The sequence below is a fragment of the Herbaspirillum rubrisubalbicans genome (assembly GCF_003719195.1).
In the GTDB taxonomy this organism is placed as follows: Bacteria; Pseudomonadota; Gammaproteobacteria; order Burkholderiales; family Burkholderiaceae_D; genus Herbaspirillum; species Herbaspirillum rubrisubalbicans.
In genome coordinates this window covers 1881919-1904626 of record NZ_CP024996.1, presented here as the reverse complement: position 1 = coordinate 1904626, position 22708 = coordinate 1881919, and the positions used below count along the sequence as shown (strand labels likewise).

28 protein-coding genes are annotated in these 22708 nt (G+C 61.7%); 15 read left to right on the top strand and 13 right to left on the bottom strand.

All coding sequences use genetic code 11. From position 1 onward, the window contains the following. Positions 1-5: 5 nt before the first annotated feature. The 8 genes from RC54_RS08490 to RC54_RS08455 all read right to left on the bottom strand — a co-directional run bounded on the left by RC54_RS08490 (position 6) and on the right by RC54_RS08455 (position 7477). Positions 6-494 carry a hypothetical protein gene (locus RC54_RS08490; protein ID WP_061789360.1) on the bottom strand — a complete coding sequence of 163 codons (489 nt, stop codon included), beginning with the start codon at positions 492-494 and terminating at the stop codon, positions 6-8. 194 nt (positions 495-688) lie between these two features. After that, complete coding sequence (gene pssA, locus RC54_RS08485; protein ID WP_061789361.1) at positions 689-1549, bottom strand: CDP-diacylglycerol--serine O-phosphatidyltransferase; 861 nt, start codon at positions 1547-1549, stop codon at positions 689-691. A 93-nt stretch (positions 1550-1642) separates the two neighbouring features. Next, on the bottom strand, positions 1643-2287 hold the full coding sequence (locus tag RC54_RS08480; RefSeq protein WP_017450644.1) for a phosphatidylserine decarboxylase: 645 nt from the start codon (positions 2285-2287) through the stop codon (positions 1643-1645). Between the two features lie 188 nt (positions 2288-2475). Continuing rightward, positions 2476-3006 (bottom strand): hypothetical protein, encoded by a 531-nt coding sequence (locus RC54_RS08475; protein ID WP_058894990.1) that lies wholly within the window; start codon positions 3004-3006, stop codon positions 2476-2478. A gap of 134 nt (positions 3007-3140) precedes the next feature. Continuing rightward, positions 3141-3953, bottom strand: coding sequence for an SIMPL domain-containing protein (locus RC54_RS08470; protein ID WP_061789362.1), 813 nt, complete (start codon positions 3951-3953; stop codon positions 3141-3143). A gap of 218 nt (positions 3954-4171) precedes the next feature. Continuing rightward, positions 4172-5188, bottom strand: a complete 1017-nt coding sequence (ilvC, locus tag RC54_RS08465) for a ketol-acid reductoisomerase (protein WP_013233748.1) — start codon at positions 5186-5188, stop codon at positions 4172-4174. Between the two features lie 77 nt (positions 5189-5265). Beyond that, entirely contained in the window at positions 5266-5757 is a 492-nt protein-coding gene (gene ilvN / locus RC54_RS08460; RefSeq protein ID WP_008327594.1) for an acetolactate synthase small subunit, read from the bottom strand. A gap of 1 nt (position 5758) precedes the next feature. Next, positions 5759-7477 carry an acetolactate synthase 3 catalytic subunit gene (locus RC54_RS08455; protein ID WP_058894988.1) on the bottom strand — a complete coding sequence of 573 codons (1719 nt, stop codon included), beginning with the start codon at positions 7475-7477 and terminating at the stop codon, positions 5759-5761. On the opposite strand from RC54_RS08455, the gene RC54_RS25065 reads away from it, so the two are divergent. From RC54_RS25065 to RC54_RS08430, 6 genes are all read left to right on the top strand, one after another. Next, a complete protein-coding gene (locus RC54_RS25065; RefSeq protein ID WP_156425816.1) occupies positions 7463-7900 on the top strand; it encodes a hypothetical protein in 438 nt (145 codons plus the stop codon). The two genes, RC54_RS08455 and RC54_RS25065, sit on opposite strands and share 15 nt — an antisense overlap. 124 nt (positions 7901-8024) lie before the next feature. Next, positions 8025-8603 carry an RNA polymerase sigma factor gene (locus RC54_RS08450; RefSeq protein WP_017450640.1) on the top strand — a complete coding sequence of 193 codons (579 nt, stop codon included), beginning with the start codon at positions 8025-8027 and terminating at the stop codon, positions 8601-8603. After that, positions 8600-9007, top strand: coding sequence for a DUF3619 family protein (locus RC54_RS08445; protein ID WP_017450639.1), 408 nt, complete (start codon positions 8600-8602; stop codon positions 9005-9007). The genes RC54_RS08450 and RC54_RS08445 overlap by 4 nt, the downstream gene beginning before the upstream one ends. A 4-nt stretch (positions 9008-9011) precedes the next feature. Then, the gene (locus tag RC54_RS08440; protein ID WP_061789363.1) at positions 9012-9860 is read left to right on the top strand and encodes a DUF3106 domain-containing protein; all 849 of its coding nucleotides are present in this window, start codon (positions 9012-9014) and stop codon (positions 9858-9860) included. Positions 9861-10092: 232 nt separating this feature from the next. After that, positions 10093-10623, top strand: a complete 531-nt coding sequence (locus RC54_RS08435) for an RDD family protein (RefSeq protein WP_058894986.1) — start codon at positions 10093-10095, stop codon at positions 10621-10623. 96 nt (positions 10624-10719) lie between these two features. Beyond that, positions 10720-11649 (top strand): esterase/lipase family protein, encoded by a 930-nt coding sequence (locus tag RC54_RS08430; protein ID WP_058894985.1) that lies wholly within the window; start codon positions 10720-10722, stop codon positions 11647-11649. Between the two features lie 118 nt (positions 11650-11767). Here the strand turns inward: RC54_RS08430 and RC54_RS08425 are convergent, their stop codons facing one another. Beyond that, on the bottom strand, positions 11768-12115 hold the full coding sequence (locus tag RC54_RS08425) for a hypothetical protein (RefSeq protein ID WP_058897522.1): 348 nt from the start codon (positions 12113-12115) through the stop codon (positions 11768-11770). 133 nt (positions 12116-12248) lie between these two features. After that, entirely contained in the window at positions 12249-13094 is an 846-nt protein-coding gene (locus RC54_RS08420) for a ferritin-like domain-containing protein (protein ID WP_061789364.1), read from the bottom strand. 144 nt (positions 13095-13238) lie between these two features. Between RC54_RS08420 and RC54_RS08415 the strand changes: the two genes are divergently transcribed. The 4 genes from RC54_RS08415 (at position 13239) to RC54_RS08405 (ending at position 15341) form a co-directional block, all read left to right on the top strand. Further along, complete coding sequence (locus RC54_RS08415; RefSeq protein ID WP_058894983.1) at positions 13239-13763, top strand: gamma carbonic anhydrase family protein; 525 nt, start codon at positions 13239-13241, stop codon at positions 13761-13763. 20 nt (positions 13764-13783) lie between these two features. After that, positions 13784-14713, top strand: coding sequence for an Hsp33 family molecular chaperone HslO (hslO, locus tag RC54_RS08410; RefSeq protein WP_061789365.1), 930 nt, complete (start codon positions 13784-13786; stop codon positions 14711-14713). A 109-nt stretch (positions 14714-14822) separates the two neighbouring features. Beyond that, complete coding sequence (locus tag RC54_RS25060) at positions 14823-15023, top strand: hypothetical protein (RefSeq protein ID WP_156481281.1); 201 nt, start codon at positions 14823-14825, stop codon at positions 15021-15023. Between the two features lie 9 nt (positions 15024-15032). Next, complete coding sequence (locus tag RC54_RS08405; RefSeq protein WP_231739104.1) at positions 15033-15341, top strand: type II toxin-antitoxin system RelE/ParE family toxin; 309 nt, start codon at positions 15033-15035, stop codon at positions 15339-15341. Between the two features lie 20 nt (positions 15342-15361). On the opposite strand, the gene RC54_RS08400 is transcribed toward RC54_RS08405, so the two are convergent. Continuing rightward, positions 15362-16084, bottom strand: a complete 723-nt coding sequence (locus RC54_RS08400) for a pseudouridine synthase (RefSeq protein ID WP_058894980.1) — start codon at positions 16082-16084, stop codon at positions 15362-15364. Position 16085: 1 nt separating this feature from the next. Beyond that, positions 16086-16913 (bottom strand): RNA methyltransferase, encoded by an 828-nt coding sequence (locus RC54_RS08395; protein ID WP_061789366.1) that lies wholly within the window; start codon positions 16911-16913, stop codon positions 16086-16088. Between the two features lie 301 nt (positions 16914-17214). Here RC54_RS08395 and RC54_RS08385 point away from each other — a divergent pair, with 301 nt between their 5' ends. The 5 genes from RC54_RS08385 (at position 17215) to RC54_RS08365 (ending at position 21644) form a co-directional block, all read left to right on the top strand. Further along, entirely contained in the window at positions 17215-18012 is a 798-nt protein-coding gene (locus tag RC54_RS08385) for an inositol monophosphatase family protein (protein WP_017450626.1), read from the top strand. Between the two features lie 86 nt (positions 18013-18098). Then, on the top strand, positions 18099-18623 hold the full coding sequence (locus RC54_RS08380; protein ID WP_061789367.1) for a VOC family protein: 525 nt from the start codon (positions 18099-18101) through the stop codon (positions 18621-18623). Between the two features lie 25 nt (positions 18624-18648). Further along, positions 18649-19404 (top strand): alpha/beta fold hydrolase, encoded by a 756-nt coding sequence (locus RC54_RS08375; RefSeq protein WP_058894977.1) that lies wholly within the window; start codon positions 18649-18651, stop codon positions 19402-19404. A 173-nt stretch (positions 19405-19577) separates the two neighbouring features. Beyond that, entirely contained in the window at positions 19578-21128 is a 1551-nt protein-coding gene (locus tag RC54_RS08370) for a DEAD/DEAH box helicase (protein ID WP_058894976.1), read from the top strand. Positions 21129-21158: 30 nt separating this feature from the next. After that, positions 21159-21644, top strand: a complete 486-nt coding sequence (locus RC54_RS08365) for a GNAT family N-acetyltransferase (RefSeq protein ID WP_058894975.1) — start codon at positions 21159-21161, stop codon at positions 21642-21644. A gap of 96 nt (positions 21645-21740) precedes the next feature. Here RC54_RS08365 and speB read toward each other — a convergent pair whose 3' ends face one another. Beyond that, positions 21741-22694 carry an agmatinase gene (speB, locus tag RC54_RS08360; RefSeq protein WP_061789368.1) on the bottom strand — a complete coding sequence of 318 codons (954 nt, stop codon included), beginning with the start codon at positions 22692-22694 and terminating at the stop codon, positions 21741-21743. Between the last annotated feature and the right edge of the window lie 14 nt (positions 22695-22708).

Sequence of the window (22708 nt, the reverse complement as noted above, 5' to 3'; positions counted from 1 at the left end):
CCTGTTCAGGCCATGGTCGAGATCAGGCCACCCACCACGTTCTGGTTGACGATGTCCTGGACGATGGAACCGGTCAGGTCGGGATTGGACTTGAGCATCAAGGACAGTGGCGAGCTCAACGATTGGCCGCTGAAGATGCCGGAGCCGTCATAGATACCGGAGTTGGGAGAAGACGAGGAAATACTGCCCAGCACACCCTGGTAATAGGATTGCGTCGCCTCGGTCTGGGTGCTGTCAGGGGTGGTCACGGGCGTGCCGGCATTGACAAAGCTATTGAACAGGCCGGCGGCATTGTAGGTCAGCCCGGCATTGCTGGCCGCGCCGCCACCCAGAGTGACGATCACCGAAGCGTCGGTGGACAGCGCGACCGCCTGGGCCAGGGCCTCAGGATTGTCGGTCGGCTTGACCGGGTTGCTCGGGACGATGCCGGCAGGCAGGCCGTAGGGGTCCGAACTACCGATGGATGTCAATGAAGTATCGATGGCCATGTTCATGCCGCCAATGCGGGATATGCAGGAAAAAGCTGCTACCTACCGATTCTAGGCAACTCTAGGGCCATCGGCAAGGCAGAACATTGCAACACGCCCCACTGTTTCCTTCAGTTACACTTTTCGATATCTGAATAAAAACACCCGGCCTGAGCCGGGTGTATCTTGACATCCATTTCTTGCACTGCGAGAAGATCCGCTCAATGTGGCGCATCGCCATGTTCATCCTCGGTCTGCACGATGCTGACCGGCTTGCCCTTGATGCGACGCCAGATGTAGACGGCATAGCCGGACAGGCCATACAGCACGAACAGCCCGAACAAGACCTTGGACGGATCGCTGGAGATCAGCACCAGCGCCACCACCACCAGCAGTGCCGCAATGAAGGGCACCGGCTTGCGGAAATTGACATCCTTGAAGCTGTAGAACGGCACGTTGGTCACCATGGTGATGCCGGCGTACAGGGTGATCACCCAGCCGTACCAGCTCAGGTCGGTGCCGGCAAAGCGCAGGTCGTCCATCAGCCAGACGAAGCCGGCCACCAGGGCGGCCGCGGCCGGGCTGGGCAAGCCCTGGAAGTAGCGCTTGTCGATCACGGCGATGTTGGTGTTGAAGCGGGCCAGGCGCAGTGCGCCACCAGCACAATAGACGAAGGCCGCCAGCCAGCCCAGCTTGCCCATGCCGCGCAGCGACCACTCATAGACCACCAAGGCCGGCGCGGCGCCAAAGGAGACCATGTCGGACAGGCTGTCGTACTGGGCACCGAATTCGCTTTGGGTGTTAGTCATGCGGGCCACGCGGCCATCCAGGCTGTCCAGCACCATGGCCACGAAGATGGCGATGGAGGCGTAGTCGAACTTGAGGTTCATGGCCATGACGATGGCGTAGAAGCCGCAGAAGAGCGCCGCCGTCGTGAAGGCGTTGGGCAACAGGTAGATGCCGCGCGAGCGCCGCCGCGTCACTACCTGCCCGGCGTCGTCCAGTTGCGCCGCCTTGGGCTTGCGCAGGGATTTCGGGAAGGGAATGCCGGGCTTGGCCTTGCGTCGTCGGAATGTGGGCATCGATGTCTATGAGTGAGGAGGACGGAAATGATGGTCTGCTGCGGGCTAGAGCGGTAACGCCGGAACATCACCGATGAAGCCTTCAGGGTGGGATCAGAGTTCGGCCAGGATGGTTTCGGTGGCACTGACCTTTTCACCCACGCTGACCTTGGGGGTGGCCGTCAGCGGCAGGTAGACGTCCACCCGCGAACCGAAGCGGATGAAACCGTAGCGCTGGCCGCGAGCCAGGGTATCGCCGGCTTTCACATAGCACAGGATGCGGCGGGCGATGAGGCCTGCCACCTGCACGCAGGTCACGCTGTGACCGCTGGTGGTGGTGATGGCCAGGGCATTGCGCTCGTTTTCCAGCGAGGCCTTGTCGAGGTCGGCATTGACGAACTTGCCGGGGAAGTACTGCACCTTCTCGATCTTGCCATCCACCGGAGCGCGGTTGGAGTGGACGTTGAAGACGTTCATGAAGACGCTGATCTTCAGGGCTTCACGGTCGGTATAGGGATCATGGGCACGGGCCACCACCACGATGCGACCATCGGCCGGCGACAGCACGGCATTGGCGGCTTGCGGAATCACGCGCGGCGGGTCGCGGAAGAATTGCAGCACGAACAGCGCGATGATCCACAGCGGGAAGGACCAGGCACCGCAGAAATAGGTTGCCAGCGCTGCCACGACCACGGCGATGGTCAGGAAGGGCCAGCCTTCGCGGGCGATGATGGGGTGGGGATAGTGGTTATTGTTCAATGTTGCTCCAGGGATCGCGCAATGCTCGCGGAAAGTTCAAAAGTAAAAGCGTGCCTATTCTAGTCCAGCGCCCGTTAAATGCAATGAAATGCGGCGCCACCAGGCCGGTGGCGCTGCATCGCAAGGCGACGGGGACAAGATTTCAGCGCTGGGCCAGTGGCTACCGGCACCAGTAGACAGGTAACAGATCAGCGCGGCTGTGGACGCGAGAAACTGAGCTTGAGTTCGTTGCGCGCCAGGCCATTGGGGCCGGTCAATTGCATCTGCCCGATCAGAATCGTCACTTCGGCATCGGCGTAGTCCAGACCGGTCACTTCGGTGACCTGGCGCAGGTCGCCCTGGCGGCGCTCCTGGGGTTCGTCGGCGATGATGCCGGGCGGCTCCTTGCCCAGCGGTGCACAAGCCTTCACATCATTGACCATGCGCTGGTAGGCGCGGCCCATGTCGGCTGGCGTGGCATAGCGCCAGATGCAGGTATAGACCGAGGAGTTGCTGGTGATGGCACAGCTCTGGGCGCCATCGAGCATGAAGTTGGAGAGATAGATGGGGCCCTGTCTGTCGCCCTTCATGACCGAATCCGGGCCATCCTTCTTCCAGCCGTCGAAGTGCGATTGCGACTGCTGGTGGATGGCGCGCAGGTCGGCGCAGATGTCGGCATGGGCCGTGCTGGCAAAGAGACCGGCCGCTAACAGCGGGATAAGCTTGGCGAGGATCCGCATGATGTGATGATCTTCTTAAACAGAAACGGAAACTGAAACGAAGACTGAAATGGAAAAGGAGGCCGATTATAGCCTCCCTCTCCCGTCAAGCCTTGCAGGTTGACGATTCTTGATGCGGATGGTGCTGCGCGGGCTTAGCGGAAGCGCACCTTGCCCACCAGGCGCATGGTGACCGTGGATTCACCCGGTTCAAAGCTGGGCTCGGCCACGCTGGCGTTTTCCTGCACCATGTCCGATCGCATCATGGCACTCTTGGCCATGGGCGCCGCGGCCACGGCCGAGGGCACATAATTGCCCGAACCCTCGAAATCGACGGTATCGATCACGGCATCGGTGGCATTACGATGCATGGCGCTGGCAATGAAGCCGATACGCTCTTCCAGGTTGCGATAGGTGGCATTGACCAGCGCGGCATCGAGCTTCTTGGCCGCAGTCGGGCTCAGGCCGAATTGCAGGCCGGTCAGGTTCATCACGCTTTGCACCGCCGACACGGTCCTGGGCAAGGCCGCCAGGTTCTGGGTATTCATTTCCAGATACTGGCCCACACGCCAGGCCACCACCGGTCGCGCCTTGGGCGGTACGCGTGCCGGGCTGCCCGAGACTTGCGGCGGTTCGCCGTAGACCGCATAGGTGTAGTAACCGTAGCTCTTCAACTCAGCCTGGGGATCCTGGCGCTTGAGCAGTTCGATACCCTGCTTCATCTTCTGGTTGACCCGCGAGGCGGCAGCAGCCTTGTCCTTGTCCTGCTCCTCGACTTGCAGGGTGACGTGGGCCTGGTCATTGGGGACGGTGATCTCGCCATTGGCCGGGATCACCACCAGCGTGCCGGTGGTGGGCACCGGGGTCGGTGCCGGCAGTGGGGCCTGCTGCGCTGGTGCCTGGGCCTGAGCGGCCACGCAGGCAGTGGCCAGGAGCGCGCCCAGCATCAGTTTGCGGGAAGGTGTCATACGGAATCCTCTTTATTCTTGGTCAATGACGAGCTGATGATCGCTTCATAGCTTCATATCCAGATCATCTAGCCTGCACTTCGACGGCGAGCCTGCGCGTTTGGTTCTTGGCCAAGTGCAACAAGCGGTAACACCATGACAAGCCGTTGCGCGCCTGCGCGTAGCGGCAAAAAAAAACGCCACAGCGAACCGTGGCGTTTTTCTCATCAAGAGATCGATCAGTTCTTGCTCTGATCGACCAGCTTGTTGGCCTTGATCCAGGGCATCATGGCGCGCAGCTTCTCGCCCACGATTTCGATCTGGTGTTCGGCGTTGATACGACGACGCGACATCAGGGTCGGTGCACCGGCCTTGTTTTCCAGGATGAAGCTCTTGGCGTATTCGCCGGTCTGGATGTCTTCCAGCACCTTCTTCATGGCGGCCTTGCTTTCGGCGTTGATCACGCGCGGGCCGGTCACGTACTCGCCGTATTCGGCGTTGTTGGAGATCGAGTAGTTCATGTTGGCGATGCCGCCTTCATAGATCAGGTCGACGATGAGCTTCAGTTCGTGCAGGCACTCGAAGTAAGCCATTTCGGGAGCGTAGCCAGCTTCGACCAGGGTTTCGAAACCGGCCTTGATCAGTTCCACGGTACCGCCGCAGAGCACCGCTTGTTCGCCGAACAGGTCGGTTTCGGTTTCTTCGCGGAAGTTGGTTTCGATGATGCCGGCACGGCCGCCGCCGTTGGCGGTGGCGTACGACAGGGCCAGGTCACGGGCGCTGCCGGACTTGTCCTGGTGCACAGCGATCAGGTGCGGCACGCCGCCACCCTGGCTGTAGGTCGAACGCACGGTGTGGCCGGGGGCCTTGGGGGCGATCATGATGATGTCCAGGTCGGCGCGCGGCACGACTTGGCCATAATGGATGTTGAAGCCGTGCGCGAAGGCCACGGTGGCGCCTTGCTTGGCGAACGGTGCGACGTTTTCGGCATAGACCTGGCCGATGTTTTCGTCCGGCAGCAGGATCATGATGACGTCGGCGTCCTTGACCGCTTCGTTGACTTCAGCGACCTTCAGGCCGGCTTGTTCAGCCTTGTTCCACGATGCGCCGCCCTTGCGCAGGCCGACGGTGACCTTCACGCCGGAATCCTTCAGGTTCAGGGCGTGGGCGTGGCCTTGCGAACCGTAACCGATGATGGTCACGTTCTTGTTCTTGATCAGGGACAGGTCTGCGTCTTTGTCGTAGAAAACTTTCATGATTTTTTCCTATGTTCCGAGTAGCTCGAATTTGAATGTATGTATGTGTGTGTGATGCGTACTGCTGGCGCGGTCGATCAGATCTTCAGGATCCGTTCGCCACGGCCGATGCCGGAGCCGCCGGTACGGACCGTTTCCAGGATCGCGGTGCGATCCAGAGCGTCGATGAAGGCGTCCAGCTTGCTCTTGGCGCCGGTCAGCTCGATCGTATAGGTCTTTTCGGTGACGTCGATGATACGGCCACGGAAGATATCCGCAGTACGCTTCATCTCTTCACGTTCCTTGCCCACGGCGCGCACCTTGATCAGCATCAGTTCGCGCTCGATGTGCGCGCCTTCGGTCAGATCGACGACCTTGACCACCTCGATCAGGCGGTTCAGGTGTTTGGTGATCTGTTCGATCACATCGTCCGAACCCGAGGTCACGATGGTCATGCGTGACAGGGTCGAGTCTTCGGTGGGTGCAACGGTGAGCGTTTCGATGTTGTAGCCGCGTGCGGAGAACAGGCCCACGACACGGGACAATGCGCCGGCTTCGTTTTCCAGCAGCACAGAAATGATATGGCGCATGTTAGAGATCCTCCGAACCCAGCAACATTTCAGTCAAGCCCTTGCCCGCCTTGACCATCGGCCAGACGTTTTCGGTTTGATCCGTAATGAAGTTCATGAAGACCAGTCTGTCCTTCATGGCGAAGGCTTCGCGCAGCGCGCCGTCGACATCGCCCGGTTTCTCGATTTTCATGCCGACGTGGCCGTAGGACTCCGCCAGCTTGTTGAAGTCCGGCAGCGAATCCATGTAGGACTCGGAATAGCGCGAACCGTAGTCGATCTGCTGCCACTGGCGCACCATGCCCAGGAAGCGGTTGTTCAGCAGGATGATCTTGGGCGTCAGGTGATACTGCTTGCAGGTCGCCAGCTCCTGGATGCACATCTGGATCGAGGCTTCGCCAGTGATACAGGCCACCGTTGCATCAGGGTTGGCCATCTGCACGCCCATGGCGTACGGCAGACCCACGCCCATGGTGCCCAGGCCACCGGAATTGATCCAGCGGCGCGGCTTGTCGAAACCGTAGTATTGCGCGGCCCACATCTGGTGCTGACCGACGTCGGAGGTGATGAAGGCGTCGCCCTTGGTCACTTCCCACACCTTCTGCACCACCGATTGCGGCTTGATGAATTCGTCAGAGGTGGCGAACTTGAGGCAATCGCGTTTGCGCCATTCGTTGATCTGCTTCCACCAGGCATCCAGCGCCGCGCCGTTCTGGCGGGTTTCGGCCGAATCCAGTTGCGCCAGCAGTTCCTGCAGCACGTCCTTGACGTTGCCCACGATGGGGATATCGACCTTGACGCGCTTGGAAATCGACGATGGGTCGATATCGATATGAATGATCTTGCGCGCGTGCGAAGCGAAGTGCTTGGGGTTGCCGATCACACGGTCATCGAAGCGCGCACCGATGGCGATCAACACGTCGCAGTGCTGCATAGCCATGTTGGCCTCAAAGGTGCCGTGCATCCCGGGCATCCCCACGAACTTGTCGCTGGAGGAACGATAGGCCCCCAAGCCCATCAGGGTATTGGTACAGGGATAGCCCAGGCGATCGACCAGCTTGTTGAGCTCGGGCGCGGCATTGGCCAGGATGATGCCGCCACCGGTATAGATCATCGGACGCTCGGCCGTCAGCAGCAGCTGCAGCGCCTTGCGGATCTGGCCCGAGTGGCCCTTGTCGACCGGCTTGTAGGAACGCATTTCCACCGCCTTCGGATACTCGTAGGCGCAGGTATGCATGGTGATGTCCTTCGGGATATCGACCAGAACCGGGCCGGGACGGCCGGTGGTGGCGATGAAGAAGGCTTTCTTGACGGTTTCCGCCAGATCCTTCACATCCTTCACGAGGAAGTTGTGCTTGACACAGGGGCGGGTGATACCGACGGTGTCGCACTCCTGGAACGCGTCCTGGCCGATGGCGGTCGACGGCACCTGGCCGGAGATCACCACCATGGGAATCGAATCCATGTAGGCCGTAGCCAGGCCGGTGACCGCATTGGTCACGCCGGGGCCGGAGGTGACGATGGCCACGCCGACCTTCTGCGAGCTACGCGAATACGCGTCCGCAGCGTGCACGGCAGCCTGTTCGTGACGAACCAGGATGTGCTGGAATTTGTCTTGCTTGAAGATTGCGTCGTAGATGTAGAGGACGGCGCCACCAGGATAGCCGAAGACGTGTTCAACACCCTCTTCAGCCAGGCAACGGACAAGTATATCCGCGCCGCTGAGATGCTCAGCATTCATGCTGCTTCCTTTCAAGGTCCATTGGAAATTGATCGGATGTTCTCTCCTGACGGAATCGCATTCATCGTCCTGCCGGCAGCATCCCTTTATTGTGCGGTCACGCCGTTTCTGCGCCCCAACCGTAGTGGAGTTCGAAACGCCGCTCAACGCGACTCGTTCAGCCTTGGACCAAGATCGACTGCTACTGATTCCTCGCGCTTGTGGCGCGGGTTAGAACAAACAAGCTTTAAACCTATAAAGCGTTTCCTCGAACCGGTACGACCTTATGTGAAGCACCGGCAAGGAACAAAAACGCCCCAGATGTGGGAGGCGGGAAACAGGACAGTAATGCGTTGCATCATTTTGGTCAAGCGAATTCCGGTGAAATCGTTGCCAACACTCGCGTTTCTGGTGCTGCAGCGGGATAAACTTCAGGACAAATAGAGCCAATTTTGCTAGCATTCGGTCTGCTTTTTGACGATTTCTTGCATTTTTCGCATCTCGGCTGACCAACATGCAGGTTTTTACCTGATTTGATCGCCCATACCCATCCGGCACACCGTATTGCATGGCAACTGACAAAGAACTCTCCGATTTTCTTGAAAGTGTCGAACGCCGCGCCTTCAAACAGGCGGTGTATGCCGTGCGCAAGGATGAAGCCGCGTTGGACATCGTTCAGGATGCGATGATCAAGCTGGCCGAGAAATACGGCGACAAACCGGTGGATGAATTGCCGATGCTGTTCCAGCGCATCCTGCAAAACACCATCCACGATTTCTTCCGCCGCGAAAAGGTGCGCAATACCTGGGTGAGCCTGTTCTCCAGCTTTGGGGGCAATGGCGGCGACGGCGAAGGCAGCGAGGATTTCGACCTGCTCGAAAGCCTGGAGTCAGAAGACGGCTCGGAAGCGGCCGAGTCCAGCGCCGACAAGGTCGAGCGCCAGCAGACCTTGAACCTGATCGACGCCGAAATACAAAAACTCCCCACGCGTCAACGGGAAGCATTCTTGATGCGTTATTGGCAGGACATGGACGTGGCGGAAACAGCCGCCGCCATGGGTTGCTCCGAAGGTAGCGTCAAAACCCATTGCTCCCGCGCAACACACGCGCTGGCTCAAGCCCTTAGAGCCAAAGGAATCTCATTATGAACAACAAGGAAATGCAATTCGCCTACAAGGTGAAGCTGGCGCTTGACGCCAATCTGGACACCCTGTCCGACGACACCCTGCAAAGCCTGGCGGCCGCTCGCCGGGTCGCCTTGGCGCGCAAGAAACAGGCGCCGCTGCACGTGCAGGTCAAGCAGCCGGTGCTGGCCGGCGCCTTGGGCGGCACCATGATGTCGCCGGAAAAACCGTCGTGGTGGAGCCGCCTGGGCGTGGCCGCGCCGCTGCTGGCCGGCATCATCCTCTTCGCCGGCATCTACCAGCACGAAAACGCCAAGCGCGTGAGCTACTTGGCCGACATCGACGCGGCCGTACTATCGGACGAGCTGCCGCTGTCGGCTTACCTGGATCATGGTTTCAACGCTTACCTGGCTGAAAAGGGTCAATAACACGATGCACACCACCACCGGCACTCCTGTCAAGGCTCACGTCCGCCTCTCGCGCATCGCGCTGGCGCTGGCCGTGCTGGCCGGTGGATTGAGCTGCGCCTGGACCGTGGCGCAGAATAGCTCGTCCGAGGCCCCCGCTCCTACGACTGCCACGCCGACTGCTGCCTCGACCACTGCTGCGGCCGCAGCGACCACGCCGGCAGCCCCTGTCGCCGCCCATCCCGGCAAATCTGCCAACGCCACCAAATCCACGGCCCGCAAGTCCGAGAACAAGCTGGCCTGGGCCAATTTGTCGCCTGCTCAGCATCAGGCCCTGGAGCCGCTGACCGGCGAATGGCCGCGCATGAGCGAGCTGCAGAAGGAAAAATGGCTGGAGATCGGCAAGCGTTACGCCAGGATGAAGCCAGAGGAGCAGGCCCGCCTGCACGAGCGGATGCGCGACTGGGTCAAGCTGACGCCGGCCGAACGCAGCACCGCGCGCACCAACTATGCCCGCGCCAAGAAGCTGGATGCGGAAGAAAAGCACGAACAGTGGGCCAAGTACCAGCAACTCTCGGCCGAACAGAAGAAGAAGCTGGCCGAAGCCAAGCTGCCCAAGCGCGTTGCCAAGCTGCCAACTTCACCCTCGGCAGCGGCACCGACCATCCAGTTGCCGGCCGAAGCCATGGATCGCCCCTTGCCGGTCGTGCCGGCCCCGACTCCGGCTGCTGCCCCGGCCCCGGCACTGGTTCCTGGCTCGCAAGCCACGCCAGTGCCGGCCATGACCCCCACCGCGTCAGCACCCGCGCCGACCGCAGTGGCCGTCAGTGCCACAGCAACGCCCGTGGCAGCGGTGGTCACCGACACCAAGTAAGACGTCCGGCTGCACCGCCATTCTTTCGCAAAGACCATCCTATGCCGCCTCCTCTGGCGGCCTATTTCTTTATCGCCCGCGCATGGCGGCGTGACTGACTGAGCCCCTCCCGATATTGCGCTGGCTCAAGTTGCACCATAGGCAATCCGCCCTGATTGCTTTACCATCTGCCGGCCATTGCCCCCCCTTCATCCAACCATTAGCAGAACTGAACAAGCACAGAACAAGCATCATGTCCGAACTCACCACGCCCTCGCTACGCCGCCGCCTCAGCAGCATGTTGTACGAATCGATGCTGCTCTTCGGCGTGCTGTTCATGTCGGGCTGGCTGTTTTCCACGCTGCTGCAGCAGCGCAACGCGCTCTACCTGCGCCATGCGCTGGAGTTCTGGCTGTTCCTGGTGCTGGGGGTGTATTTCATCTGGTTCTGGACCCACGGCGGCCAGACCCTGGCCATGAAGACCTGGCGCTTCAAGGTGGTAGACCGCGCCGGCCAGCCGCTGGGCCGGGGACGTGCCGCGCTGCGCTTCCTGCTGGCCTGGCTATGGATCTTGCCGGGCCTGGCGCTGGCGTCGGTACTGCGGGGTCACCCTTGGCTGCTGATACTGATTCCGGCCGCCAACATCGTGCTCTGGGCATTGACCTCGCGCTTGGACCCGCGCGGCCAGTTCCTGCATGACCGCCTGGCCGGCACCCGCCTGGTCGATGTCATCCAAGCGCCCAAGGCCAGCACGAAGACTCCGAGCGCCGACGCGAATTCATGAAGCAGACATGAGCGCCAGCTCGCGCTCTGTTATGCTCTCGGGCAAACCCATGCGCCCGCATGACCGCCCACCCGCTCGCACCGGACTTTCGCCCGCATGATTTCACGCATCTCCAGAACCCTGCTCCTCATCCAGTTCGGCATTGCGATCCTGTTCTACTTCCTGCTGCGGCATTTCGACTGGCCCATCCTGGCGGCCGTGGCCGGCGGCCTGCTGATCGTCTTGCTGCTGCGCGCCCAGATCACCGCCAACAGTTTCTTCCTGACCTGGCCTTATCGCGGCCGCACCTCCAACCCGGTGGAAATCACCTGGCTGCAGATTGCCACCCTGTTCCTGCGCGAATACCGCGCCACCATGCTGTGCTCGTCCTGGGCCATGCCCTTCCTGCGCTTCGACCAGTTCACCTTTCCCGACACCACCTCGCTGCCGGTGCTGCTGATCCACGGCTATGGCTGCAACAGCGGCTACTGGCGCTGGATGAGCCTGGAGCTGCGCGAAGCCCACATCACCCACTACGCGCTGGACATGGAACCGGTGTTCGGCAGCATCGACGACTACGCGCCGCTGGTCCACGCCGCCGTCCAGCGCGTGCTGGCCGAAACCGGCCAGAAAAAGATCGTGATTGTCGCTCACAGCATGGGCGGCCTGGCCGCACGCGCCTACCTGCGCGACCACGGCTGCGACAGCGTGGCGCGCGTCATCACGCTGGGCTCGCCGCACCATGGCACGGCCATCGCCAACTTCGGCATCGGCATCAATTGCGGCGAAATGAACTGGCTGGGCCGCTATGAAGAAGGACGCAGCAGCGAATGGCTGCAAAAGCTGGCCGCCACCGAAGAAGCCGATGCCCTGGGCCACATCGTGTCGATCTATTCCCATCACGACAACATCATCTCGCCGCAGAGCTCGGCCCACCTGGAGGGGGCCTGGAACATCCCGGTCATCGGTATCGGCCACGTAGCGCTGGCGCTGGAACCCTCGATCCAGAAGATGGTGATCGACCTGATCCACAACGCCCGCGAATAGGCACCGCAGGCGGGGCGCCACAGACAGCACAATGCCGTCCGGCATGAGCGGGACGGCATTGTGCCGGGTACCGGTCAGTCGCAGCAGCCCCACGCCCGGCGCTGGCTGCGTATGACGATTACTTCTTGGAAGCGTCCTGCAGCTTCTGTCCGGCCTCTTGCATCTTTTCACCGGTCTTCTGGGCCAGGTCCTTGGCACCTTCCTTGGTCTTTTCGTAAGCTTCCTGGGCATCGGCCTTGGCCTTGTCGAGGGCGCTATCGAGCTTGGAGCCAGACTCGGTGGTCTGGTCCTTGGCCTGGCCGGTCACCTCATCGAGCTTCTTGCCGGCATCCTGCACGGCACCGTCGATCTTCTTGCCCAGGGCTTCGGCCGGGCCCGGCTCTTCCTTCTTCTGGCAGGCAGCCAGCATGGAAATGGCGGCAACGCTCACGGTCAGGCCCACCAGCAGTTTGGAAATCTTGTTCATGTTGTCATCCTTTCCCTTCATATCAGCGATCCCGAGACGTCGGGATTCGGGGTGACGATAGCACAACAGCCCGGCCCCGCCCGTTGCTGCGAAATTTGCTTACATTTCTTGCAAATTCAGGCAACTGTGCCGATCATCGCGAAATATCACTGAACATCAGCATTTCCTCATCCGAAAAACCGGCCGCACGCCGCGCCTCCAGGTTGAACGGCCCGCGCAAGGGCGGCGCCCGGTGACGCTGGCACAGTTCGGCGAAGGTGACCACCGGCTCCAGTTGGCGCTGCTCGCACAGCCAATGGAACCAGCGATTGCCGATCAGCACGTGGCCGACTTCATCGCGCATGATGATGTCCAGTATCTCGGCAGCGGCCACATCGCCGGCCTGCGCCAGCTTGGCGCGCACCGGCGGTGCCGCGTCCAGCCCGCGCGCCTCCAATGTACGCGGCACCAGGGCGATGCGCGCCAGCACGTCCCCCTTGGTGGACTCGGCCATGTCCCACAGCGCATTGTGGGCGGTGAAGTCGCCATAGGCATGGCCGAGTGTTTTCAGATGATCGGCCAGCAAGCGGAAGTGATAGGCTTCCTCATCGGCCACCTGCAACCAGTCGGCGTAGAAGTCGCGCGGCATTCCGGCAAAGCGCCAGACCGCGTCCAGCGCCAGGTTGATGGCATTGAACTCGATATGCGCCAGCGCATGGATGAGCGCCGCCCGGCCCTCGGGCGTACCCATGGAACGATGCTTGACCTGCAACGGCGGCACCAGCTCGGGTTGCGCCGGACGACCAGGGATGCCGTTGCCGGCTTCGCTGGCGGCCAGGTCGGCGTTCTCCAGCGGCAAGTCGCCCGCCTGCCAGGCCGCTCGCAAAGCCCGAACAAAAGTACATTTGGCATCAGGACTGGTTTCTTTCAGGCAAGACAGGGCACCGCTACGCAGGCCGGTGAAGGAAAAAACTTCATCTGGGGACGATACGTGATCCAAGGGACAGACTTTCAGGGAAGGTAAAATACGCGGTTGAGGACGCCGGCTTTGCCTCCATATGAAAATATGAAGAAAAAGCACCAACAAGACTGGCGTCGTACAGCCACAGGCGCCACCAACCGCTCACGAGGAGACAATTTTATTATGGCCATCTACCAATTGGAGCAACACATCCCCGACATCGACGACACCGCCTTCGTGGCCGAGTCCGCCACCGTGGTGGGCAAGGTCAGAATGGAGGCGCATTCCAGCGTCTGGTTCAATGTCACCCTCCGTGGCGACAATGAACTCATCACCGTCGGGGAGAACAGCAATGTGCAGGAAGGGGCGGTACTGCATACCGATGTGGGCTATCCGATGGTGATCGGCAAGAACGTCACCGTGGGGCACCAGGCCATGCTGCATGGCTGCACCATCGGCGATGGCGCCCTGATCGGTATCCAGGCGGTGGTGCTCAATGGTGCCCGGATCGGCAAGAATTGCCTGGTCGGCGCCGGTGCCCTGGTGACCGAAGGCAAGGAGTTCCCGGACAATTCGCTCATCATCGGCGCCCCCGCCAAGGCGGTGCGCCAGTTGAGCGAAGAAGACATCGCGCGTATGCAGGCCGGTACGGACAGTTATGTCCAGCGCGCGCAACAGTTCAAGGCCCAGCTCAAGCGCATCGCCTGAGTGGCCAAGCAAAGGAAACAATGAAAGACACGCTGCAAAAATTCCTGGTCGACAACGCGCCCGTGCGGGGCGAGCTGGTCGAGATTTCCGACACCTGGCGCCAAGTGCAAGCCCGCCGCGACTATCCGGTCGCGGTACGCACCCTGCTGGGCGAGATGCTGGCCGCGGCCGCCCTGCTCTCGGCCAATCTGAAGTTCAACGGCATGATCATCATGCAGATCCATGGCGATGGCCCGGTCAAGCTGCTGGTGGTCGAATGCGACTCCGAGCTGCAACTGCGCGCCACCGCCAAGCTGGCCGACGACGCCGCGATTGCCGAGGACGCCACCCTGACCGACCTGGTCAATGCCGCTGGCCATGGCCGTTTCGTCATCACGCTTGATCCCAAGGACAAGCTACCCGGCCAGCAAGCCTACCAGGGCGTGGTGCCGCTCGATGGCGAGAGCGTGGCCACCGTGATCGAAAACTACATGCTGCGTTCCGAACAGCTCGACACCAAGCTATGGCTGGCGGCGGACGAAAACGTCTCGCGCGGCCTGCTGCTGCAAAAGCTGCCTTCCATCGGCGGCACTGCCGCCCCGACCGCTCAGCCCGAAGGCGAACTGGAAGCCTGGAACCACATGGTCATGCTGGGCGACACCTTGAAGCGCGAGGAATTGCTCTGCACCGACATCGCGACATTGATACATCGCCTGTTCTGGGAACAGACCATTCGCGTCTTCGACCCGGTGCATCCGCAGTTCCACTGCTCCTGCTCGCGCGAGAAGGTGGGCAACATGTTGAAGATGCTGGGCCAGGAAGAAGTGGCCGAAGCCCTGTCACAGATGGAAAAACTGGCCATCGATTGCGACTTCTGCGGACAGCACTACGAGTTTGATGCGGTCGATTGCGCGCAGTTGTTCGTGGCCGATGTGGGCAGCGCCAGCGAGGCGAGTGGCGCGCGGCATTGAGCCCGCCAGCGCGGGGTAGCAGGCAGAAGAATTTCGGGAAAACTGGAAAGAAGGAAGGATCACGCAAAGTGCGCAGAAATTGCAGCGGTGACCAATCTATAATCGCCGAATGACTTCTTACACCCGCTCCCCCGCCGACAAATATCCATTGGCTCGCGACGCCGGCCCGTCTGCCATGGGGCCACAAAATGAAGAAGAGCAGCGCCTGCAAGCGCTGATCCACGAGGGGCTGGAAGCGGGCCCCTCGATCGATATCAGCATTGACGACCTCGCCAGCCAACTGCGCGAGCGCATCCGCAACAACGCCTGATCCTTGCGCGTGCGCATCCGCTTATCTCCTGTCGCCCAGGGCGACATTCTCGACATCTCCGACTATTACGCAGAACGCTCGCCAACGCTGGCAGAGCGCTTTATCGAAGAGCTGATATTGACCTTGCACGGCCTGACCCGGCAACCCGACATGGGCTCGCGCCGTTACGCTCACCTGTTACCAGATCGCTCACTGTGCATGTGGCAGTTGGATCACTTCCCCTATCTGCTGTTTTACCGCAACAAGGATGAAACCCTTCATCTGCTGCGCGTGCTGCATGAGCGCCGCGCCTTATCACGCGCAATCATCGAGCACTGAGCCCATCCCGCGCCAGCGGCTCACTCCGCATCCGGCACCAGCAACGCCATCTGCTGCGCATCCAGATAAGTCCACTCCCCCTCTTCCAGTTCCAGCACGTCAAGCTGCAGCCCGCCAATGGCAGTACGCCGCAAGGCGCTGCAATGGTTGCCGGCCGCGGCCAACATGCGCTTGACCTGGTGGTACTTGCCCTGTTCCAGCACGATTTCCAGCAGCTTTTCGCCCAGTTGGCGGCAGCGGGTCGCCGCCAGTGGCGCCGGTTCGTCGTGCAGTTGCACGCCCGCCTTCAATTGCGCAATGAGCGCCTCGGTCACCGGTTCGGCCGTAGTGGCCGCATAGACCTTGGGCACGTGGCGCTTGGGGGAGGATTGGGCATGGATGAAGGCACCATCATCCGACATCAGCAGCAAGCCCGTGGTGTCATGATCCAGTCGCCCCACCGGCTGTACATCGCGCCAGGTGAATTGTTCCGGCAACAGGGTCAGCACGCCCGGATGATGGCTGGGCTTGCGGGAACACTCGATGTTGGGCGGCTTGTTGATGGCGATGTAGACATGCTCGCGGTATTCCCACTCTTCCTCGAAGATGGTCAGCACCAGACCGCTGGTGTCCGGCGTGGCACGGTAGTCGTCCACGACTTCGCCATTGATCGACACTTCACCATCGTCGATCAATTCACGGCAATATTTGCGCGAACCGAACCCCTGCGATTGCAGGATGCGGTCCAGGGTCAGCTTGGCCATGTCAGCCTTCTCCTTGTTCGTTTTGCTCTTGCTTGCCGGCCTTGGCCTGCTTCGGTTCCAGAATCTGGCGGGCGATGCCGCGCAGGATGTTGACCTCTTCGGTCTCCAGCTGGGCGCGCGAGAACATGCGTTTCAGGCGCGGCATCAGCTTCTTGGGATTGTCGGGATTGAGAAAATCGATGGCCACCAGGGCCTGCTCCAGATGCGCAAACATGCCCTCGATCTCGGCCACGCTGGCGCTCTGCCCTTGGAAGCCCACTTCACCGGGCGCACGGGCGTCGCCGCTGGTCTGCATCGGACCACCCTGCACTTCCAGTTCGGTCATGCGGCATTCATAGGCCAGTACCTGCACCGCCTGCGACAGGTTCAACGAGGAATACTCGGGATTGGCCGGGATATTGAGCAAGGCGTTACATTTCTGCACCACTTCGTTGGGCAGGCCGAAGCGCTCATTGCCGAACAGCAGCGCGGCGTTCAGCCCGGTATCGCGCGACAACTGCCCCGCCAGCGCGCGCGGCGAGACCACCGGCGGCGAAAATTCCCGCAAACGGGCGCTAACGGCGGCGGCGAAGTTGCATCCCTGCAACGCTTCTTCCACGCTGCCGACGATGCGTGCATTTTCCAACACATCGATGGCGCCGCTGGCGAAGGCAATGGCTTCATCTTCCTTGACCGCATCTGGAAAGCGCGGATTGACCAGCACCAGCTCCGAAAAGCCCATGGTCTTGATGGCCCGTGCGGCCGAGCCGATATTGCCGGGACTGCTGGTATTGACCAGCACGAAACGCAAACGACTGAAAAGAGATTGTCCTGACACTTGCTTGTTCATTTAAAATAGCGGGATTCGCGCCCCAGGATCAGATATTAGCAAAACGCCAATATCGCAGCAGCAAGGTCAACCCAGGTCGACTGTTGTTCCTGCCCCTGGACTGCCTGGCAAACCCGCAAGCATAACAGCCGCGGGCGGCGCAACGCTCATTAATTTCATCGTCGCACTGGTTTGAAGCCGGGTTCCGCCTGGCCTGTCCTGTACCGCAGAGTTCGCGCGCAGGGCCGGCTGGTCGGTCATGGCGACGATGAGCACCGCAGCCATCGTCATCGATGGCCGCCATTTTAACGGAACCATAGCAATGATCATCCCACCCATGCTCAATACGGCGATCAAGGCAGCCCGCCGCGCCGCTACCATCATCAACCGCGCGTCCTTCGACGTGTCGCTGCTGAAAGTGTCGAAGAAGTCGCACAACGACTTCGTCACCGAGGTGGACAAGGCAGCCGAGGATGCCATCATCGACGTGCTCAAGAACGCCTACCCCGACCACGCCATCCTGGCCGAGGAATCCGGTGCCTCCGACAACCTGCACGATGAAAACGAAAACGTCTGGATCATCGATCCGCTGGACGGCACCACCAACTTCATCCACGGTTTCCCGCAATACTGCGTCTCGATCGCCCTGCAACAGCGCGGCATCATCACGCAAGCCGTGGTCTACGACCCCACCCGCAACGACCTCTTTACCGCCTCCAAGGGCGCTGGCGCCTACCTGAACGAAAAACGCATCCGCGTGGGCAAGCGCGACAAGATCGCCGATGCCCTGATCGGTACCGGCTTCCCCTTCCGCGACCTGGATGGCTTGAACGAATACGTCACCATGTTCAAGGTCATGACCGAGCACTGCGCCGGCCTGCGCCGCCCGGGCGCCGCCGCGCTGGACCTGGCCTATGTGGCTGCCGGTCGCCTGGATGGCTTCTTCGAAAAGGGCTTGAAGCCCTGGGACATCGCTGCCGGCTCCCTGCTGGTGACCGAAGCAGGCGGTATCGTGGGCACCTTCAAGGGTGACTCCGACTACCTCTACAAGGGCGACGTCATCGCCGGTAGCCCCAAGATCTTCGCCCAGCAGGTCAACCTGCTGTCCGAATTCGCCTGAACGACGCATCTGCAATAACACCGTCTCCTCATTGCGCCCGGCATTGCTGCTATAGTGCGGCTACCGGCGCAGACCGAGGAGACGATATGAACATCCCTTCCCAGCAAGCCAGCAGCCAGCAACCCCCTTGCGCGTTGCCATCCGGCTACCACAGCGTGACGCCCTACCTGATCGTCAAGACCTCGGCTGAGGCCATTGCCTTCTACCGGCGCGCCTTCGATGCGGCCGAGATCATGCGGCTGGATGGCCCGCACGGCAAGGTCTGGCACGCCGAGATCCAGATCGGCAATGCCCGCATCATGCTGGCCGACGAACATCCCGAACTCGGTTTCTTCAGCCCCCAGACCCTGGGCGGCGCCGGCGTGAGCCTGCTGGTGTACGTGGCCGACGTCGATCGCGTGTTTGCCCAGGCCATCGCCGCAGGCGCCGTGCAACTGCGCCCGGTGCAGAATCAGTTCTACGGCGACCGCTCCGGCACCCTGCGCGACCCCTTCGGCCATGTCTGGTCGATCGCCACCCACATCGAAGACCTCAGCAATGAAGAAATCTGCGCCCGCTCGCGCGAACTGCTGGCGCGCCGCTGCAAGAAGCTGGCCGACGAAAAGAACTGAGCCCTAGAACACGCACGAAAACGCCATGCCCTTTGCCCTCAGCGACAACCGCAAGATCCACTACCAGGTCGAGGGCAACGGCCCGCCCCTGCTGCTGCACCACGGCTTCACCAGCAGCCTGGAAGCGTGGCGCTTCTTCGGCTTCACCGCCGCGCTGCGCGAGCACTACCAGGTCATCATGTTCGATGCTTTGGGCCACGGCCAGAGCGACAAGCCGCACGAGACGGTCGCCTACAGCCAGCCACAACGCTGTCGTGATGCGCTGGCCGTGCTTGATGCGCTGGGCATAGAACGCGCCCATTTCTTCGGCTATTCACTGGGCGGCTGGGTCGGCTACGGGCTGGTGCGCCATGCGCCGCAGCGCTTGCATAGCCTCATCCTGGGCGCGGCCCATCCCTATGAAGATCGCAGCTGGGATGGCTTCCACGGCATCGACGGACGCGACCCCGAAGCCTTCATCGCCACCTTTGAAAGCCTGCTTGACGAACGGATTTCGCCACAGGTGAAGATGCTCATCCGTGCCAACGACCTGGTCGCACTGGCCGCCGCCGCCCAGCAAGCGCGTCCCTCGCAGGAAGACCTGCTGGCGCAGATGAGGCTGCCCTGCCTGCTCTTCTGTGGCGATGCCGATGCCCGTCATGCGGCCGTCCAGCGCACCGCAAGCTTGCTGCCGCAGGGTGAATTCGTCAGCCTGCCGGGCGTAACCCACTTCGGCGGACTGATGCAAAGCGCACTGGTTCTGCCGCCGGTACTTAGTTTTTTGGCGCGCCGCCAAGGATGAGCTGACTCCCGCAACTTCTCAAAATAATTCACGTAGTGCGCGGGTTGCGCTGTTATACTGCGGCCTGCGCGGCGTATAGCCAGTCCAGTCCGCGCCCTCCTCAAGTTCCAACCCCGTTTGCCTGCGACTGGCGCCCGTACGGGACCACAGGCCAAACCCAATTTCAGAGTCTCATGTCATTTTCCGCGCTCGGCTTGTCCGACGAAATCGTTCGTGCCGTTTCCGAACAAGGCTATACCTCCCCTACCCCGATCCAGGCCCAGGCTGTTCCCGCAGTGCTCTCCGGCGGTGACCTGCTGGCCGGCGCCCAGACCGGCACCGGCAAGACTGCCGGCTTCACCCTGCCGCTGCTGCAACGCCTGTCGACCATGCCGCGCCAGAAGATCAATGGCCATCTGCCGATCCGCGCGCTGATCCTGGCCCCTACCCGCGAACTGGCCGCCCAGGTCGAAGAGAGCGTGCGCCAGTACGGCAAGTACCTGCCGCTGACCTCGGCCTGCATCTTCGGCGGTGTCGGCATCAATCCGCAGATCACGCTCTTGAAGCGTGGCGTCGATATCCTGGTGGCCACCCCTGGCCGCTTGCTGGACCACATGCAGCAAGGCACCGTGAACCTGCAGCACATCCAGATCCTGGTGCTGGACGAAGCCGACCGGATGCTGGACATGGGCTTCATCCGCGACATCCGCAAAGTGCTGGCCGCACTGCCGCCCAAGCGCCAGAACCTGCTGTTCTCGGCCACCTTCGCCGATGAAATCAAGAAGCTGGCCGACAGCCTCCTGAACAACCCGGCCCTGATCGAAGTGGCGCGCCGCAACTCCACCGTGGAAGTGATCGCTCAGAAGATCCACCCGGTCGACCGCGACAAGAAGCACCCCATGCTGGCGCACCTGATCAAGACCCACCAGTGGAAGCAGGTGCTGGTCTTCACCCGCACCAAGCACGGCGCCAACAAGCTGGTCGAGCAACTGGCGCGCGACGGCATCACCGCCATGGCGATCCACGGCAACAAGAGCCAGTCGGCCCGCACCAAGGCGCTGGCCGAATTCAAGGACGGCAAGCTGACCGCCCTGATCGCCACCGATATTGCTGCCCGCGGCATCGACATCGACCAACTGCCGCACGTGGTCAACTATGACCTGCCCAACGTACCCGAAGATTACGTGCACCGCATCGGCCGCACCGGCCGTGCCGGCGCTACCGGCGAAGCCGTCTCGCTGGTGTGCGTGGATGAGCGCGACCTGTTGCACGACATCGAGCGCTTCATCAAGCGCGAGATTCCGGTAGAAGTGATCGCCGGTTTCGAACCCGACCCCAGCGCCAAGCCGCAGCCGATCCAGTTGCGCAGCGGCCAGGGCCGTCACCAGAATGGGGGTGGACGTGGCGGTCAGCGCAGCGCCCCGCGCAAACCCGCTGCCAATGGCAACGGCAATTCTGCTGCAGCCAAGCCGGCCAAACCAGCCAGCGGTGGCAATGGTGGTAATGGCGGCCAAGCTGCCAAACCGCGCCCAGCCGCCAATGGCAATGCCGCGCGTGGCCAGGGCGCACGCGCTGGCAACGCAGGTGGTAATGGCAGCACTGGCGGCAACGTTGGCAACAACGCCAACCGCGCCCCCAAGCCGGCCCATGCCAACAACCAGCCGCGCAACCCGGGCCAGCCCCGCCAGGGCGGTCCGCGCCCTTCGGCGCTGACCCACGGCGGCCAGCGCGCAGCGGGCAAGTAAGGCGTTCATCTTCATCAGCAAAGGGACGACATGGGTGTTTGCGTCATCAAGGCCGACCTCGACAACGCTGCCCACGCGGCAGCCTTGTTCGAGACCCTCAATGCCTACGCTTGCGATGCCATGGGCGGCGGCCAGCCGCTCTCCGACTACGTGCGCGAGAACCTGGCGGTCGAGCTGAAGAAACGTCCTACCGCCCATGTGTTCCTGGCCTTCGATGGCACCACGCCTGCTGGCCTGGCCAATTGCATCGAAGGTTTCTCCACCTTCGCCTGCAAGCCACTGCTGAACCTGCATGACCTGGCCGTGATGCCGGCCTATCGCGGCCAGGGTGTAGCCAAGTTGCTGCTGGCGGCAGTCGAGGAAGAAGCACGCAAGCTGGGTTGCTGCAAGCTCACGCTGGAAGTATTGGAAGGCAATGCCGTGGCGCGCGCGCTGTATCGCACCTGCGGTTTTGCAGGCTATGAGTTGAAGGCCGAAACCGGCAAGGCCATGTTCATGCACAAGCCGCTGGACTGAATGTATTGTTGAGTCCAAATAAAAATGCCCGCATCAAACGCTGCGGGCATTTTTGTTTTTTGACCTGTTCCTTCACTTCCCATCAGCATCGATGCCTCAGGCCCGGTATTTCACGCCCGGCAGGATGCACAACATTTCATATGCCAGGTTAGCCGCCACCAGTGCAGTGGTCCCAGCCTGGTCATAGGGGGGCGAGACCTCGACCACATCGGCCGAGACGATGTCCAGCCCCTTGCAGCCACGGATGATTTCCAGCCCTTGCTGCACCGTCAATCCACCAATCTCGGGCGTGCCGGTACCAGGCGCAAAGGCCGGGTCCAGGCCATCGATATCGAAGGTCAGGTAGACCGGGCCATCCCCCATCTGCGCACGCACTTCGTCCATCAACGGTGCCAGCGAGCGATGCCAACACTCTTCGGCCTGCACCACGCGGAAGCCCTGGGCACGGCACCAGTCGAAATCATCGGCGTGATAACCGGTACCGCGCAGACCGATCTGCACTACCCGTTGCGGGTCCAGCAACCCCTCCTCGAAGGCGCGGCGGAATGGGGTGCCGTGGGCGATCTTCTCGCCATTCATGGTGTCGTTGACGTCGGCATGGGCATCCACATGGATCAGCCCCACCGGGCCGCGATGGCGCGCCATGGCACGCAGGATGGGCAGGGTCAAGGTGTGGTCGCCGCCCAGGCTGATGGTCTTGCAGCCGGTGGCGTAGATACGGTCATAAGCCTCTTCGATCATGCGCACCGAATCCAGCAGGCTATACGGATTCAAGGCCACGTCACCCAGGTCGGCCACTTTCAGCGAATCGAAGGGCGCGGCGCGGGTGGCCATGTTATAGGGGCGCAGCAGCACCGATTCGCTACGGATCTGGCGCGGCCCGAAGCGCGTGCCGGAGCGGTTGGACGTGCCGATATCCAGCGGCACACCCACGAAGCCCACATCCAGCCCGGCCGGATCTTGCACGTGCGGCAGCCGCATCATGGTGGCAATGCCGCCGAAACGGGGCATCACGTTGCCGCCCAGGGGTTGGTAAAGTTCATGTTCCATCGATGTGGCTCCCT